We start from the raw sequence: 16,150 nt of genomic DNA, 5'->3' as shown, positions 1-16,150 counted from the left end.
AAGTTATAGTGGTTTTTTCAACTTCATCTTATAGGAAGCCGACCAGAGCCATGAGACCAGTGACTGCCTCGGAGGGCCTCAACCTCCTCACCGCGCTGGGCGTGAACGTCTTGGTCCTGGACGCGGACACCGTGACCCTCACTCTGACCGGCAGCCGCATCATTGCCCGCGTGCACGTGCGCCGCTCACCGCCCTCTCGCTGGGACATCCAGCGCGATGTGGAATCCGGCCGCTCACGGGACCCTACCCCCGACATCCTTCTCTACGTGGTCCCGAAAGCGAGTGTAGGACTGGCCGACGTCGCCCTAGCCGACTCAGGGATTGCGGTCGTGTCGCTGCAGGATGGGGTCGTCATTCTTGTGGGCAAGAGGGTGGAGGACACGCTGCGAGGGGCGCTCTCCTCCGACCGCGGATCTGGGGCAGGACGTGGGCGTGTCGCGTGGGGTCGACTCGCCCTGCTCCGGGTGCTCCTCCGCACGTCAGGACCGAGAACTCAGATGGACCTCGCCGCAGAGTGTGGCGTGTCCCAGGTGACCGTCTCCAACGGCCTCCGCGCATTCGACACTGCTGTGGTTCGCGACGAGGGCGGCTGGCGGGCAGCGCGGCCGGAGACCCTGTGGGACCGATTCCTGGCGGAGTATCCGGGGCCGCAGGGCATTTCCACTTACTGGTTGAGCCTGGACGCCATCGTGTCTCAGGCGCAGAAAGTTCGGGACGCTGCCGCCGAGCTTGACGTCATCGTGTCGGGGGACCCGGCCGCTGATCTGCTCGCCCCGTGGCGGCTGGTACGCCGTGCGGTTATCTACGCACGGACAGGTATGGATCTGGCCCCATTCGGCTTCTCCGAGACCACGCGGGAGAACGCCACCCTCGAATACGTGGTTCCGACTGACCCCACGATCTGGTCGACCGCCCGGGCGTGGACGTCGGTGGTATCCGGCTGGACGGCCGACCCGGTTCTCGTGGCGTGGGACGTCCAGCGGACTGGGGGGCCCGACGCGGCCGATGCGGTCGAGAGAATGCGGCGAACGGTCCTGGACGGCTTACTCCCATGAATCGGCGCCGGATAGAGACTGTGGCGACGTCGAACGCGGACGACGCGGCCTTCCGCGCTCTCGCGGATGTTGCCGAGATCACGAAACAGATCGACGATGTCCGCATTGTCGGCGGCCACATGGCAAGTTTGCTGCTTACCGCTTTCCCTGTGGGTGGGGCCGTCCTCCGCAGGACGGCCGACGCGGATGCGGCTGTGTCGACATCCGTCGCAGCCTCCGGTCGAATTCATCGCGCCCTGGTCGATGCGGGTTAGGCGGACACGTCCGGCAATCACTATGTGAAGGGTGATCTCGAGATTGACATTCTGGTTCCTTCCGATGGTGCGCGGTTCGAGACGGCTACCGTCGGCGGCCGCGGATTTGATGCGGCTCCAGGACTGAGGCTCGCTTTTTCTGTTGATCCGCTCGTCCTCGATGTTGGCGTGATTCTGACGGACGGAACTCGACTTGATTTCGTGGTCCGCGTGCCCCCGGTTGAGCTCGCACTCATCTTCAAGGCCTATGCCGCCCAGTCTCGCCACGCGCCGAAAGACATCACAGATCTCTACAACCTGCTGTCGATCGCGTTCGAGTATCCAGTCGACGAGATCGGGGGCTGGAGGATTGGAACCGTTCCCTTGTCCGGAACGAGGCTCGACGCCGCTCGAATCCTGCATGCCCTGGCGGACTCTTCGCGCCAGAGCCTTGTCGTTGACAACGCGGGCGTGCCTGCGGACAGGCTGGCTGCGCTCATCCGGGCACTCGTCGGGAGGCCGATGCCAGGGGCCTACCGTCAGCCTCGCTCGTCGGGGTGAAGCCGAGCTTCGCGATGACGACTTGCGGGCGTTTGCGGAACATTCGATCGAACACCGGTACCCCGCAAACGATGGCCAGTGCCGTGTGCCCGATCGCCATCACCGTCCGTGCTCGATCACTTTCGGCGGAATGCGGGGGAGAGGCTGAGAGGGCTCATGAGAGCCCCCAAAGCGAGTTCACAGGGTCATCATTTACGCATCTAATCCATCTCTATTTGACCCAAAACGATGACTGACAATTGGAAGCAGCGAACCGCCCGGTTCCCTGTAAACACAGGGGAATCCGAGGGTTTCCGGAGACATTCGGTAACGACTAAATTAAGGCCAGAACCTTCAAGGGGTGGGTCCGCCCCGCTTTTTGTTGCCTTCCAGCTCTGCGTTGAAGATGTTGTCAGGATCCTTGAGCGCCGCTCCGTGGATGAAGACGAGCGGTGGTTATCAGCCAGTGCACTTCGCGTTGATGTGCCCGTTGGAGGTGAGACGCGACTGCAGGATGGCCGGTCAAGCGTGCTCGGAGGGCGTAGTTCAGCTATCCGTGAAAGCCTGGGCCCGCTGAGGCGCATTGAAAAATCACCCCGCGATCATCCGCTGTCCACTGCCGCTTGAGGAAGATCTGATTGACTCGTATTCAGTCGATTCCGAAAGAGAGGCGAATCATGCCGCACAAAGTTCAAGCCGTCGTTGTTCGGGCGATGAACGGACCTCTCTCGCTCGAGACGATCCTCGTACCCGATCCGGGACTGGGGGAGGCGCTCGTGAATATTCTCACCTGTGGTGTTTGCCACACTGACCTTCACTATCAGCAGGGCGGAATTAGTGATAACTACCCGTTCCTGCTCGGCCACGAGGCCACCGGCGTCGTCGCGGCGATCGGTGATGATGTCACCAATGTGGTGGTGGGGGATCGGGTCATCCTGAATTGGCGGGCCGTCTGCGGCGAGTGCCGGGCTTGTCGTCGCGGCGAGGCGCAGTACTGCTTCAATACGTTCAACGCGACACAGAAGATGACGCTCGAGGACGGTACCGAGCTTTCACCGGCGCTCGGCATCGGTGCCTTCGCCGAGAAGACCCTCGTTGCCGCCGGCCAGTGCACGAAAGTGGATGAGGATGTCGACCCGGCTGCGGTCGGACTGCTCGGCTGTGGCATCATGGCCGGCATTGGTGCCGCCATCAACACCGGGAACGTCGGCCGCGGTGACTCCGTGGCAGTGATCGGCTGCGGTGGGGTCGGAATCGCAGCAATCCAGGGGGCGAAGCTCGCGGGTGCGACGACGATCATCGCGGTCGACATTGACCCACGCAAGGTCGAACTGGCCCGCGCACTTGGAGCGACGCACGGCGTGAATTCGCGGGACGAAGACCCGATCGAGGCCATCCGTGCCCTTACCGGCGGGAACGGGGCGGATGTCGTAATCGACGCCGTCGGGCGCCCCGAGACCTATCGACAAGCCTTCTACGCTCGGGACCTCGCCGGAACGGTCGTCCTGGTCGGGGTTCCGACCCCCGACATGGTGATCGAACTACCCCTGCTCGACATTTTCGGTCGCGGTGGTTCCCTCAAATCGTCGTGGTACGGCGACTGCCTGCCGTCGCGGGACTTTCCCATGCTGGTGAGTCATTACAAGCAGGGCAACCTCGACCTCGACGCTTTCGTGACCGAACGCATCGGTCTCGGGCAGGTCGAGCAGGCATTCGAGAAGATGCACAGCGGCGCGGTGCTTCGATCGGTGGTGGTGCTCTGATGGTCGAAACGGCGACGGGTGTTTCGGCACCGGGCGGTATCCGCATCGAGAACCTCATTACCGTCGGCACATTCTCGCTCGACGGCGGCACGTGGGACCTCGAGAACAACGTCTGGATTGTGGGCGACGATCGCGAGGTGATTGTGATCGATCCCGCTCACGATGCCGCGCGGGTTGCCGGTGCGGTGGCGGGTCGCACGGTCACCGCGGTGCTTCTCACTCACGGGCACAATGACCACATCAGTTCCGCTAGGGATTTCGCTCGTCTCGTTGGTGCGCCGCCGGTTCTGCTCAACCCCGCTGACCGAATGCTGTGGGATATCGTCTTCCCCGATGTCGCCCCCGACGCCGAGGTGCACGATGGCGATGTTTTCGAGGTCGCAGGGGGCGCCCTTCGCGCGCTGCATACTCCGGGTCATACGCCGGGCTCGACCTGTTATTACCTCGAGAGCGAACTCACCCTGTTCTCCGGCGACACCCTGTTTAACGGCGGTCCAGGAGCAACTGGTCGTTCCTTCAGCGACTTTCCCACCATCATCACCTCGATCACTGATCGGCTCTTGTCCCTGCCGTCTGATGTCAGGGTACTGACGGGGCATGGTGAATCGACCACGATCGGTGCGGAGGCACCGCACCGCGCGGAATGGATTGCACGAGGATACTGAGCCATTGGCCCTTCGTTGCCGCTGACGTGCTTGCCTGCTGGCACCGCCAGGGCGGCGATGACAACAGGTTGCTCACCGGCACCGACGAACACGGCCAGAAGATACTGCGCACAGCGGTATCAAACGACACGACTCCGAAGGAATGGGCAGACCGGCTCGTTACGGATGCTTGGTTGCCGCTGCTGAAGACGATCAATATCGCGAACTACGGTTTCATCCGCACCACTGACAAGCCCCATGAGCGCGACGTCACGATCTTTTTGCAGAAGCCCTGCGATGACGGCATCATTTATTCTGGTGAATACGAGAGTTATTGCTGCGTCGGCTGCGAGTAATACAAGTTGACGGCGAGGTCCAACTTGTGGTGCAAAGAGGAGCCCGTCTGGGTCGTGCTCAAGTCGAACAAGACTCCGTTTGGCAGCGATTTACTCCAGAGCAGCTGGTTCTCGCTTGGCAGCCCGACCGTTGATGAGCTGGGTTTGACTTAACCTCCGCTAGCGTGACGGAGTGACTTCACTCAGCGACTCTGGCGCGCAGCAACTCTTCGGCCTCTGGGAAGCGAACATCGAGTCCTGGTTCGACTTTCAAGCGCAGGCGAATCTCCACAGGTCAGGAGTCAACTGAACCGGGGGCAGTCCCAAGCGACCGCGTTCATCGGCGCCGTCCCGTTCGAACCCTCCGACGAGCGCACCACCCACCGCAACGGGACCCGTCTCCGAGTGTTGACCACGACCGCAGGTGAGCTGGATTTGAAGATCCCGAGACTGCGCGCCGGCACGTTCTTCCCCACCCTGTTGGAGAGGCGGCGCCGCATCGACCAAGCATTGTTTGCGGTCATGGTGGAAGCCTATTTACATGGTGTTTCGACCCCGAAAGTCGATGACACAAGTGAAGGCGCTCGGCGCTGACACAGGTATCTCGAAGTCCGAGGTGTCGAGGATCTGCGCTGGGCTGGACGCGGACGTGGCGCAGTTTCGGGACCGGACTCTGTCGGCCCTGGATTACCCGCACGTGTTCCTCGATGAGACCTACTGCAAACTGAGTTGCCACAGCTATTTCGGACAGCGGGATTAGCAGACCATAACGGCGAGTTTTCGGCCCGACCACGTATGCTCAATCCTCCATCACCCTGTCACTCGAAGGACAATTCCATGAGCCGCTCACACGGCCGCGGCTGGCGGATGGCACTCGGCGCGGTGGTGATGTTCGCAGTTCTGGTCGCCCCCACCGCCGCCGCATCCGCCGCCCCAGTCGCTGAAGTAACGGGACCGTCCCAGACCTTTCGCGTCGCAGTGCCAGCGGCACCGGGATCCGCTGCGACCATCAGCCTGGACGTCGACCTGTACCTGCCAGCGACATCCCGCCCCGCCCCGGCTGTACTTGTTGCCCACGGATTCGGCGGATCCAAGCGTTCGGTCGCGAAAGATGCCGAACGGATGCGCCGCGAGGGCTACGTCGTAATGGCATACTCCGCACGCGGATTCGGTCGTTCCGGCGGACGGATCTCCCTCGACTCCCTCGACTACGAGGTCGCCGACGCGAAACGGCTCGTCGATGTGCTGGCCAGCCGCCCGCAGGTTGAGACGCGAGACGGTAAACCGGTCATCGGCGTCGTCGGAGCCTCCTACGGGGGCGCGCTCGCGCTCATTCTCGGCGCGACAGACCCGCGCATTGTCACGGTCGTCGCGGCCATCACCTGGAATGACCTCGCGCAAGCGCTTGTGCCCCAATCGGCGGCAGCGGATGGCGCGGCGCCAGCGCCCGGCGTCTTCAAGCAGGCCTGGGCGACCCAGCTTTTCGGCGCCGCGGCATCGCCGTTCTATGGAGCCTGCGGGCGCTTCACCGCCGAGCTCTGCACCTTGTATACGAAACTCGTCGGTGGCGGGCAGCTCGATGCCGCGGATCGCACGCTCCTCGGGGCATCCTCTCCCGCCTCGGTGCTCTCGGGCATGACCGCGCCAACCCTGCTTCTGCAGGGCAGGCAGGACACGCTCTTCGGACTCGACCAAGCCGACGCGAACGAGCGCGCGATCGCTGCGGCGGGCGCACCGGTAACGGTGTCCTGGTTCGCCGGAGGGCACGACGGAGGCCAGACGGCCGGCACGGCCGGTGTCGTAGACGAGTGGCTCTCCGCCCACCTGCGTGGCAGATCCCCTCGACATGCTTCATCAGAACCCTTCTCATTCACCGTGCCGACCTCGGCCCGCGGATTCGCCGAGACCCGCGTCGCCGCGCGGTATCCGGGGCTGAATGGTGGCGGCCTCAGACAGCTGCCGCTGAATGGTCGCTTCGGCATCGTCGTGAATCCCCCCGGAGGGGTCCCTGCGACGATCTCCTCACTGCCAGGAATCGGCGCGGTCGACTCGGTCATCGGGGGAGTCGGGGGCACCGGAGGCATCGGGGGCAGCGGCAGCGGAATCGCCGGTACTGTCGCGCAGCCCGCACAACAGGCGAAATTTGCCACCGGATCTATCAGCACTCCCTTTGTGCTCGCCGGCTCCCCGACGGTGACAGTCGACGTGCGGCTGCCGCGCTTCCGCGGAGAGGTGCGTGTTCCCTCGCGATCCGGCGCCCCGGTCGAGGTGCTGCTGTTCGCCCAGCTGCGGGTCTCCTCGGGAGACTCCGACATCGCGGTCGGTGGTGGTGTCGCGCCGATGCGCGTTTCCCTCCCCGCGGACGGCTCGGCGACCCGGGTGCGGTTGACCCTGCCGGCAACGACCTGGCGCTTCGAGCGCGGCGACAAGATCGCCCTCTCGCTTCGCACGACGGATGCGGGCTACCAGGGCTCCGCCACATCCGCGTCCTTCGTCGTGAACACCGAGGGCACCCTCTCCTTGCCAACGGTTGCCACAGCGGACCCTGCCGTCGGTGGCGGTGCGCCGTCGACGGCAGCGCTCATCGGCATCCCGATCGTTATCTTGCTCGGCCTTATCCTCGCGGCGATCGCGGCGATCGCCGATCGACGCCGGGATCACCCTGGGCCAGTCGTCGGGCCAGTCGTTGGGCCACCAGTTGGGCGAGCGGATGACGCGCCTCCGCTGGTGATCCGTGGCCTCACCAAGACCTATGGCGCCGGGTTCCGCGCGGTGGACGACCTCTCGTTCACGGTGCAGCAGGGCCAGGTGCTCGGCCTTCTCGGCCCAAACGGTGCGGGCAAGACCACCGCGCTCCGTATGGTCACCGGACTGCTTCGACCCGACGCGGGCGAGATCGAGATCTTCGGCGAGAAGGTCTCCCCGGGATGCCGGGTGCTGACGAGGGTCGGCTGCTTCATCGAAGGACCGGGGTTCCTCGCTCACCTCTCCGGCCGACGCAATCTCCAGCTGTTCTGGGCCGCGTCGGGGCGTCCTCGCGCGGACGCGCGCCTGGACGAGGCGCTGGATATAGCCGACCTCGGCTCGGCGGTGAAACGACGCGTCGGCGGCTACAGCCAGGGCATGAAACAGCGCCTGGCCATTGCACAGGCGATGCTCGGGATGCCAGAACTTCTCATTCTCGACGAGCCGACCAACGGACTCGACCCGCCCCAGATCTTCGCTCTGCGCGGGGTGCTTCGCCGTTACGCCGAGACCGGACGCACCGTCATCGTGTCGTCGCACCTCCTCGGTGAGGTCGAACAGACCTGCTCCGACGTCGTGGTGATGGCCCGCGGCCGCCTGCTCGCCGCGGGACCCGTCGCAGAACTCGCCGGAGAGTCAACCGAGCTCACCATCGAGGTGACGGATGTCGAGGCCGCCTTGCACGCCGTCCATCGACTCGACGGCGCTGAGGCGCTCATGACCGCCCCCGGTACCATTCGCGTGCTGCCGGCGGGGAACGGCCCGGAGGCCGTCGTGGCCGCGATCACGGAGCACGGGATCGGCATCCGCTCGGTCACCCGCGGGCGGCATCTCGAGGAGACTTTCCTCGAGATGGTTGGCACGGAAGGGATCATCTAATGAGCGCGACAGAAATGCCTTCCTCGATCCCGGCTCCCGCTTCGGCGGCGACCTCGGCTCCGACGTCGTCTCCGTGGGGCCCCGGCCGAATCCCCGGGGCCGCCGTCTCCGTTCGCCGCACCATGCCGATCCGGATCGAATTTGCGCGGCAGATCAGCCAGTGGCGCGTCCGGGTCGTGCTCATCATCTTCGCTCTGCTTCCGGTGGTCGTGCGCCTCGCCTTCCTCATCGGTGGAGCCGGGGGTCCCGCGGCCGGACGGACCGACCTCGCCGCGTTTGCGCAGGCGAGCGGCACGACGTTCACGGCGTTCATCCTCGTAATCACCGCCGGATTCCTGCTGACCCTCGTCGTGGCACTGCTTTTCGGTGACATGATCGCCGGCGAGGCGTCGAGATCCACGCTGAAGTACCTGCTCACGATTCCCGTGGGGCGCACCCGGCTGCTGTTCGTGAAGGTGCTGGTGTCGTGGACCGTTCTCGTGGTCGGCATCCTGCTGCTCACCGGCATGTCGCTGCTGGTCGGAACGATCTCCTACGGTGGTGGCGGCATCCAGATCCCCGTCGGACCGCAGCTCGGGATGGGCGAATCCCTCCTGCGAATCCTGGCGGCGGTGGCGATCATCTGCCTCCACCTGTCATGGGCGGCCGCACTCGGAACGATGTTCACCGTTCTCGCGGAGGCCCCGCTCGCGGCGGCGGGAGGGGTCGTGATCACGTCCATCCTGTCAAGCATCCTCGAGCGCATTCCGGATCTGGGGGAGGTGCGCCACTACCTGCCTACGTGGAACACGGATGCCTTCCGCGAGTTCTTCAACGCCCGCATCGACTACGCCCCAATCGCCGACTCCGTGCTGTCGGCCGCGATCTACGCCCTGCTCTTCACCACTGCGGCGGTCTTGTGGTTCCGCCGCAAAGACATCTCGAGCTGAATGCGGCGGACGTGCGTGCTGCTTCTGCGCCGTACGTGATGCTCCTGTAGTTGCTAATTGTTGTCTTGGGCTTTTTGCTCGCGGAGCCAGTCCCGGACTTGGCTAGCGAGGGTGTGTCTCGGCTGAGTCCTCGTTCGATTCGGGACAGGGTGCCAGACCAGGCGTTGAAGTGTCCTGCGGCCTCCAGGTGTATTAGGTCCTGCGGGTGATCTGAAGGTTCTGGCGCATGAGGCATGGGGCGCTTCATGGTGAGTCGATCCAATTTGTCGGGGGCAGGTGAACCCACTGACTTCGGCGGGCTGGCGATATCGCCGACTCGAAGTCCGGTGACTTCGGAGCCTCGATCCACGAGGAGCTCGGCGAGCCTGACGTGATCGAAATAGCTGTGGTGTGGCGCGCCCGCCGCTCACCATAACCTGATGACGCGGCACACCATGCAAACAAAGGCGCTTTTGGCCGTGCCTACCGCACTGATACGCCGGCCAGCAACCTCGCAAACACGGCAGAGCCGACTGGTGTGCGGCCCCTTTCTCATCCAACGATGGTCAGGCGGCCGTGGCCTTATTTTTTTCCCGGCGCAAGAACGACCCGACATTTGAACCTGCGGTAATCGCTCTGAGCAAGGCCCAGCCCGCTTCAGAGGTGAGGGCCCGTGCAGTGCCCAATCAGCGCGGAATTGGCGTTACTGAAAGCCGCTTAGAGCGGGATTTCGCGTCCGAGGACAATGGTTCTGTCGCGGGGGAGTTCGATGACATCCACCGGATCGGGTGCCAGACGATCGATGGCGAGAAATAGCACTTGAGACCAGCGAAGCATTTTGCTGTTCCTGTTGTAGCGCGGAATCGGGGTCGAGATGAAGAATGTCGCCCGAGATGCGGCAAAGTCGGTGAGCGCAGCCTTATCGACAGATCGGGCTTCGGTGAGCAGTTCTGTCATCCGAGGGTGTTCTTGGAAACCAATTTTTGCAACAACTCGGATGACCCCCGATTGAAGGCTTTCCACGGTGATCCGGTGCTTGGATCCGACTGTTGAGGGAACGTCGACGGTTGACCAGCTCAACAAGATGGCGCGTTTTTGCAAAGCATGATTCTGAGTCACCATAGTGATGAGGGCAACCGGGACGATGGTCGAATTTCTGGTGATGAAAACAGCGTCTCCCGGAACGCGGTGAAGATCCCTCTGGGCGCTGGTGAGAATATTCTGCAGCTCTCCGATGTTCACTTCACCTTGTCGCCGTCCGGCCTTGATGCGTCGTTGTCCCACCCACCAGGTTGCCATCACGATGAAGACAAGTGATCCGATTGCCAAGGGCAACCACCCGCCGGAGGCTGCTTTGGGAAGGTTGGCCGTGAGAAACGCGAGGGCGATAAGAAGGATGCCGCCCACGATGACGATTGCCGGGGTCAGACGTTTCGAATGCGCCCAGAGCCACGCGAGATACACGATCGTCGTTATGGAGATGGTCGCTGTTACGGCGATCCCGTAGGCAGAAGCCAAAGACGCGGAACTTCGGAAACCAAGGGTGACTGCCAGCACGGCAATAGCGAGGATCACGTTCATTGCCGGAACGTAGATTTGACCCTCCTTTTCGGCGGAGGTGTGCACAACTCGTAACGGCGGGAACAGGCCAAGACGCCAGGCTTGATGGATAACGGAATAGGTGCCAGAAATCACGGACTGTGAGGCAATGATTGTCGCGATTGTGGCGAGAACGACCATGGGCAACTGAGCCCAGGACGGTACCAATCCAAAAAACGAAGACGCAGCGCCAGCGGGGTGTCGAACGGCAAGGGAGGCCTGGCCGAGGTAGTTCAACACAAGCGCAGGGAAGACCACCAAGAGCCACGCTCGCGTGATTGCTTTTCGGCCGAAGTGACCCAAATCTGCGTAGAGCGCTTCGGCGCCGGTTACGGCGAGCACGATCGCGCCGAGGGCAAAGAATGCTATTCGAGGCTGATTCACAAAGAACAGAATCACCCAGTGGGGGGATAACGCCTGCAGAACTGCCGGATGCTGCACAATGGACCCAACGCCGGTCACGGCAAGGACGACAAACCAGAGCAACATGATCGGCCCGAAAAGTCGGCCGATCGCTTTCGTTCCAAAGCGCTGGAGGGCAAACACCCCCAACAGAATGACCAGGGCGATCGGAACAACCAGTGACGAGAGCTCTGGCCGGATCACTTCCAGACCCTCGACGGCTGACAAAACGGAGATTGCCGGAGTAATTACGCTGTCGCCAAGGAACATGGCCGCGCCGAACATTGCAACGACAGTCAAAACCCCGAGGGTTCGGGCTTTCAGGGTGCTGCGCCGGAGCAGCCCGAATAGAGCCAACAGTCCGCCCTCGCCCCGATTGTCGGCACGCATCAGAAACCGTACATACAGCACGGTGACCACTAGCGTCAACGAGTAAATAATGGTCGCTGTCGACCCGTAGACGTACTCGGTCGACGGCCCCGACGCAGGAGCGCCGCTGGCCCCAAACGTGGTCGATGCTGCATAGAGAGGGCTCGTCCCGATATCACCGAAAACAATTCCCATAGCCGCGATCACCGGCCCAATGGCGAGCGTCGAACTACGAACGCTTGCACTGTCAGTTTTCATCTGGATTTCCTCTACGCACAACGGGTCGCCGTAGCCTAACCGAGGTCGCTGCCAACATCCCCCTCTTGGATCCTTCCGAACGGTACTTCCGCGATACAGCGGGTGAATTCGTTTGGTTTGGAGTGCTGGGCGTGAGGGCCCTTTCATGATGCCGCGTCGAGCCATTCGTTGATGGCGGCACGTGCTGCAGTGGGTTGTTCGTGGAAGAGGAGGTGTCCGGCGCCCTCGATGGCGGTGTACAACGCGTTGGGCACGGCAGTCGCGGTTTCCATTGCAGCCGTGATCGGGATGAGCCGGTCTGCGGATCCATGAATGATTGCCATCGGGCAGGAGATGGTGGGCAGTACGCTGCGGAGGTCGGCGCGGTTCGCGACTGCATACTGCTGTTGGAGAAAAGCTTCAGCGCCGACCGGGGTTGTCATTGATCTCCAGGTGGTGAGCAGAGTTTCGTTAGTTTCATTTGCGGCCGCGACGACACCGGTGTACGCGGCGTTAATCAGGGCAGCGAATTGGCCTGCTTCCACGAGTGCAGATTGCCGGGCCCGGGATTCTCGCTGCTCCGCCGAATCTGCGCGGGCTGTTGTGCTGACGAGAGCTAATGCAGTGACGCGTCCGGGAGCCTGTCGCATTATTTCGAGGGCAACGTACCCGCCCATGCTGGTGCCGAGGAGAGCAAAGTCTCCCTCGTTCTCGCGGAGGACTCGCCTCGCCATCCCTGTGATCGTACGGTCGCGCCGGGTATCAGCGAAAGTCACTTGCCCTCGGGACCAAAGTGTGTCGAGGACGGGAAGATAGGCGAGGGGCGAGCAGAGCAGGGGCGGGACGACAACAGTCTTCATGGTGTGGTTACCTTTTCTGGCGAGGTGGTTACGTGATCGGTCACCGTCTATCGGCGACAGCCGACGGTGTGGAGACTATCCGCCCAGGAGATCGGCAGGCACTGTGGGGGAAACGGTCATCAAGATTTCCAGTGCGCGCATTCCTGCAGTCACGTCGGTTGCCTCCGGCAGGGCCGACTGCGTCGTTAAACCATCCGAGGTCGCGAGGATGATGGCGTTTCTGATGAAGCCCAGTTGAGGTCTTGTAGCCGCTGTACACGGCTGAGCCGACGAAGGTGCCCCCAATCCAATCCCAATCCAAGCCCAATCAAGCGCGGGCGAACGCTGAAACACCGCAAGCCGGCGGTCGGCCGCCCGAGAACTCGTGGTCTCTCCGGAGGCGCAGACTGTTTGAGGCGGTCGACCGGTGCCGCACGCCCCACAGTGCTGAACGCGGGGCAACCCTTGAGTCATTCGTTTCGTGATCGGAAATTCATGCCGAACCTGTCCGCAGTTCTCGCCGGGGCCGCTCTCGCAATGACCGTTTCGGCGGCAACGGCATTGACCGTGCTCGAACTGCTACCCACCGGTCTTTCGTCTGTGGCCGACCCGACCAGTCAGTGGGCTCTCACCCCGTTTCTCTGGGGCTTCCGGTGGTTTGAGGTATCCCTCGCGTTGGCCGCGTTTGCCCTCGCCTTTAGCTTCTCTCGGGCGCTTCCGAGATTTCGCATAGGCGTGGTGGTGGTGCTGGTGCTGTTTGCGCTCGGCCGTTCGTTTGTCGGCTGGGTGAACATGGACGCGCCCGGTGCACCTGCAACGGTGACCGGAGGAATTCACTGGGGGCTCGGAATCGTCTCATTCGTCTCGTCGATCGTGGCAATGTTCCTCACCGCTCGATCGTTACGGCGCAACGCACAGAATCGCTATCTTCAACAATTCACCTCGGTGATGGGATGGATCACTTCAGCGGCGATCGTGCTGCTGTTTGCAGCATCCCGCAGCGCAGAGCTGGCAAGATTCTTCGGTCTATTCGAACGCGCCTTTTACGTCACCACGATCATCTGGATCGGCGCCGTCAGCGTTGCCCTGTTGCGCCAAGGCCCAAGCAGGCCACTCGCCGCTTGGGCAATAACGTCTGAGGACAGGGTCGCGACGAAGATACCCTCACGTGACGGTGGGTGAGGACTAATCAAACGAACAGGGTCTGCTGCAGCGCTCGATGACACACCACAGCAGTCGAATCCAGTGTTGAACGTGCTTTTCTCTTGATTCCGTCTCCTGCGCATTGGCCACCATCATGCATGGATCACAACTACTGACAGACGCCCCGACCCGGGGTGCACCGTGTGGTCGGTGCACCGTGTGGTCGCTTCCGAGCAAACGCGGCGTCACGCTCAAACTTGCGAGCAATGGCGGTCTGAGGCTGTCTGCTAAACTCTTTTCCGCGAAGGGGAGTATTCCCACGGGCAGTCAGATGCCTTGATTCCACGCTCGTCAACACGGTCGCCGCTGCTGCTGGCCCGGGTGTGGTGGTGCCAGTTCAATCGGTGCGGAAGAGACTTTCGGGATCCTGGCACAGCCACACCGTCCCCCTCCCGAAAGGCCCCAATGGACCTGCAACTCCCCGTCTGGTTTGAGACCACCAGCATCGTCGTGCTGATCCTCATCGTGGTCGCCGACCTGGTGCTCGCCTACAAGCGTCCGCACATTCCGTCAACACGAGAATCCAGCCTCTGGGTCGGCTTCTACGTGCTTCTGGCGGTCATCTTCGCCGTGCTGATGTTTTTCTTCGCAGGTGCTGAGCCTGCCGGCCAGTTCATCGCCGGGTGGCTCACGGAGTACAGCCTCTCAATCGACAACCTCTTCGTCTTTGTCATCATCATGGCGAGGTTCTCGGTACCGAGAAAGTACCAGCAGGAAGTGCTCATGGTTGGCATCATCATCGCGCTGGTTCTGCGCGCGATCTTCATCCTGCTCGGCGCACAACTGATCGAGAACTTCAGCTGGATTTTCTACATCTTTGGCGCTTTCCTGCTGTACACGGCGTTCGGCCAGGCCTTCCAGAACACCGAAGAGATGGACGATAAAGAGAGCGGGGTCATCCGCCTGCTGCGCAAGCGCATCCGCATCTCCGAGGACTTCGACGGAGCGAAGTTACGAACGGTCATCGATGGCAAGAAGGTATTCACGCCGATCATCGTCGTCTTCATCGCCATCGGTACCACTGACCTGGTGTTCGCACTGGACTCGATCCCGGCGATTTTCGGTATCACGACGAGCCCGTTCATCGTGTTCACCGCTAACGTCTTCGCGCTGATGGGACTTCGCCAGCTGTACTTCCTGCTTGGCGACCTGATCGACAAACTGGTGTACCTCAAGTACGGAATCGCCTTCATCCTCGCATTCATCGGATTCAAGCTGATCGCCCACGCGCTTCACACCAATGAACTACCGTTTATTAATGGCGGAAAGCACATCGTGTGGGCGCCCGAGATCGGCACCTTCTTCTCACTCGGCGTGATCGTGGTGTCGATGGCGGTTGCGGTAGTGGCGAGTCTGATTAAGATCCGTTACGACCGAAAGCGCCGGGATGCCGACTTGTTGGGATAGGCCCTAGCGCTCCTCTTGCATGGGCAGGCCTGCCCATTGAATCGCCGGGCCGATCACGGCAATGATGCGTGGGGAGATTCCCATAGAGTGGGGACGCGCTGAGCGGGAGGGGTGCGCCGTGGATCAAACGACGGAGCTGCAGCTGCCGAGCGGCACTGCCCGGTTTCGATTTGGCGGCTATTCAGACCGTGGCACGGTGCGGCGACTCAACGAGGACAGCTTCCTGTCTTCGCTACCCCTGTTCGCTGTGGCAGACGGGATGGGCGGCCACGCGTTCGGCGATCGCGCCAGCCAGGCTGCAATCGGCGCCCTCGCACAGGCTTTCGATGGCACGACTCACGCCACCGCTCAGCAGGTGCTCGAGACAATTCACGGGGCCAACGAAGCCGTACTCGCGGTGACCGGCGGTTCCGACGAGGTATCAGGGACCACCCTGTGCGGAGTCGCGTTCGTCGAGATCGGTCCGACCGACAGCCATCACTGGATGGCCTTCAATGTGGGCGATTCCCGCATTTACAGCTGGGATGGCCGTCACCTCCTGCAGCTGAGCGTCGATCACTCCGCCGTTCAGGAGCTGGTGGACCTCGGCGAGATCACACGATTGCAGGCCACCACACACCCGGACCGCAACATTGTGACTCGCGCCCTTGGTGCGGACACGACCGTCGAACCTGATATCTGGCTCCTACCCGCGCGTGGCCACCAGACCTTCCTTCTCTGCTCCGACGGTCTCAACAAGGAGCTGAGTGACGACGAAATCGCTCGGATCATTGTCTTCCACGGGTCGGAACAGATGCGCGAGTCGGATGGTCTCCCGATCTCTCTCTCGGAACGCCTGGTGTGTGCTGCGGTCGCGGCTGGGGGGTCGGACAATGTCACGGTCGTCGTTGTCGAATCCGACCTTGTAGGGTCGAGTGCGAAGTCTTCGGAAGAAACGGTGGATCGGGATGCGATACCCGCGTTGCTCGAAGTGACGAAGCCGAGGGGGTAGG

The 16,150-nt window shown here is 62.4% G+C and carries 12 protein-coding genes and 2 pseudogenes; 12 read left to right on the top strand and 2 right to left on the bottom strand.

Going from position 1 to position 16,150, the window contains the following annotated elements; all coding sequences use genetic code 11:
• The first annotated feature begins 59 nt into the window (after positions 1–59).
• The 9 genes and pseudogenes from RCH11_RS03645 to RCH11_RS03605 all read left to right on the top strand — a co-directional run bounded on the left by RCH11_RS03645 (position 60) and on the right by RCH11_RS03605 (position 9,123).
• Entirely contained in the window at positions 60–1,055 is a 996-nt protein-coding gene (locus tag RCH11_RS03645; protein ID WP_327055630.1) for a hypothetical protein, read from the top strand.
• The gene (locus tag RCH11_RS03640; protein WP_327055629.1) at positions 1,052–1,309 is read left to right on the top strand and encodes a hypothetical protein; all 258 of its coding nucleotides are present in this window, start codon (positions 1,052–1,054) and stop codon (positions 1,307–1,309) included. Before RCH11_RS03645 ends, RCH11_RS03640 begins: the two co-directional genes overlap by 4 nt.
• 24 nt (positions 1,310–1,333) lie before the next feature.
• Positions 1,334–1,849, top strand: a complete 516-nt coding sequence (locus tag RCH11_RS03635) for a hypothetical protein (protein ID WP_327055628.1) — start codon at positions 1,334–1,336, stop codon at positions 1,847–1,849.
• 656 nt (positions 1,850–2,505) lie between these two features.
• Positions 2,506–3,591: an S-(hydroxymethyl)mycothiol dehydrogenase gene (locus RCH11_RS03630; RefSeq protein ID WP_327055627.1), complete on the top strand. Its 1,086-nt coding sequence runs from the start codon at positions 2,506–2,508 to the stop codon at positions 3,589–3,591.
• On the top strand, positions 3,591–4,256 hold the full coding sequence (locus RCH11_RS03625) for an MBL fold metallo-hydrolase (RefSeq protein WP_327055625.1): 666 nt from the start codon (positions 3,591–3,593) through the stop codon (positions 4,254–4,256). Before RCH11_RS03630 ends, RCH11_RS03625 begins: the two co-directional genes overlap by 1 nt.
• A 14-nt stretch (positions 4,257–4,270) precedes the next feature.
• Positions 4,271–4,588: pseudogene (locus tag RCH11_RS03620) on the top strand (class I tRNA ligase family protein); the annotation flags it as partial.
• Positions 4,589–4,909: 321 nt separating this feature from the next.
• Positions 4,910–5,297: pseudogene (locus tag RCH11_RS03615) on the top strand (transposase); the annotation flags it as partial.
• A gap of 110 nt (positions 5,298–5,407) precedes the next feature.
• Positions 5,408–8,194, top strand: a complete 2,787-nt coding sequence (locus RCH11_RS03610; RefSeq protein WP_327055624.1) for an alpha/beta fold hydrolase — start codon at positions 5,408–5,410, stop codon at positions 8,192–8,194.
• Entirely contained in the window at positions 8,194–9,123 is a 930-nt protein-coding gene (locus RCH11_RS03605; RefSeq protein ID WP_327055623.1) for an ABC transporter permease, read from the top strand. The genes RCH11_RS03610 and RCH11_RS03605 overlap by 1 nt, the downstream gene beginning before the upstream one ends.
• A gap of 696 nt (positions 9,124–9,819) precedes the next feature.
• Here RCH11_RS03605 and RCH11_RS03600 read toward each other — a convergent pair.
• A complete protein-coding gene (locus tag RCH11_RS03600) occupies positions 9,820–11,730 on the bottom strand; it encodes a potassium transporter Kup (protein WP_327055622.1) in 1,911 nt (636 codons plus the stop codon).
• Positions 11,731–11,873: 143 nt separating this feature from the next.
• Positions 11,874–12,443, bottom strand: a complete 570-nt coding sequence (locus tag RCH11_RS03595) for an alpha/beta fold hydrolase (RefSeq protein WP_327055621.1) — start codon at positions 12,441–12,443, stop codon at positions 11,874–11,876.
• 600 nt (positions 12,444–13,043) lie between these two features.
• Between RCH11_RS03595 and RCH11_RS03590 the strand changes: the two genes are divergently transcribed.
• The 3 genes from RCH11_RS03590 to RCH11_RS03580 all read left to right on the top strand — a co-directional run bounded on the left by RCH11_RS03590 (position 13,044) and on the right by RCH11_RS03580 (position 16,149).
• Positions 13,044–13,730 carry a DUF998 domain-containing protein gene (locus RCH11_RS03590; protein WP_327055620.1) on the top strand — a complete coding sequence of 229 codons (687 nt, stop codon included), beginning with the start codon at positions 13,044–13,046 and terminating at the stop codon, positions 13,728–13,730.
• A gap of 426 nt (positions 13,731–14,156) precedes the next feature.
• Positions 14,157–15,158, top strand: coding sequence for a TerC family protein (locus tag RCH11_RS03585; protein ID WP_327055619.1), 1,002 nt, complete (start codon positions 14,157–14,159; stop codon positions 15,156–15,158).
• Between the two features lie 118 nt (positions 15,159–15,276).
• Entirely contained in the window at positions 15,277–16,149 is an 873-nt protein-coding gene (locus RCH11_RS03580; protein WP_327055618.1) for a PP2C family protein-serine/threonine phosphatase, read from the top strand.
• Position 16,150 lies beyond the last annotated feature (1 nt).

The organism is Glaciihabitans sp. GrIS 2.15 (genome assembly GCF_035984695.1).
In the GTDB taxonomy this organism is placed as follows: domain Bacteria; phylum Actinomycetota; class Actinomycetes; order Actinomycetales; family Microbacteriaceae; genus Lacisediminihabitans.
This window is presented reverse-complemented; position numbering and strand designations above follow the sequence as displayed.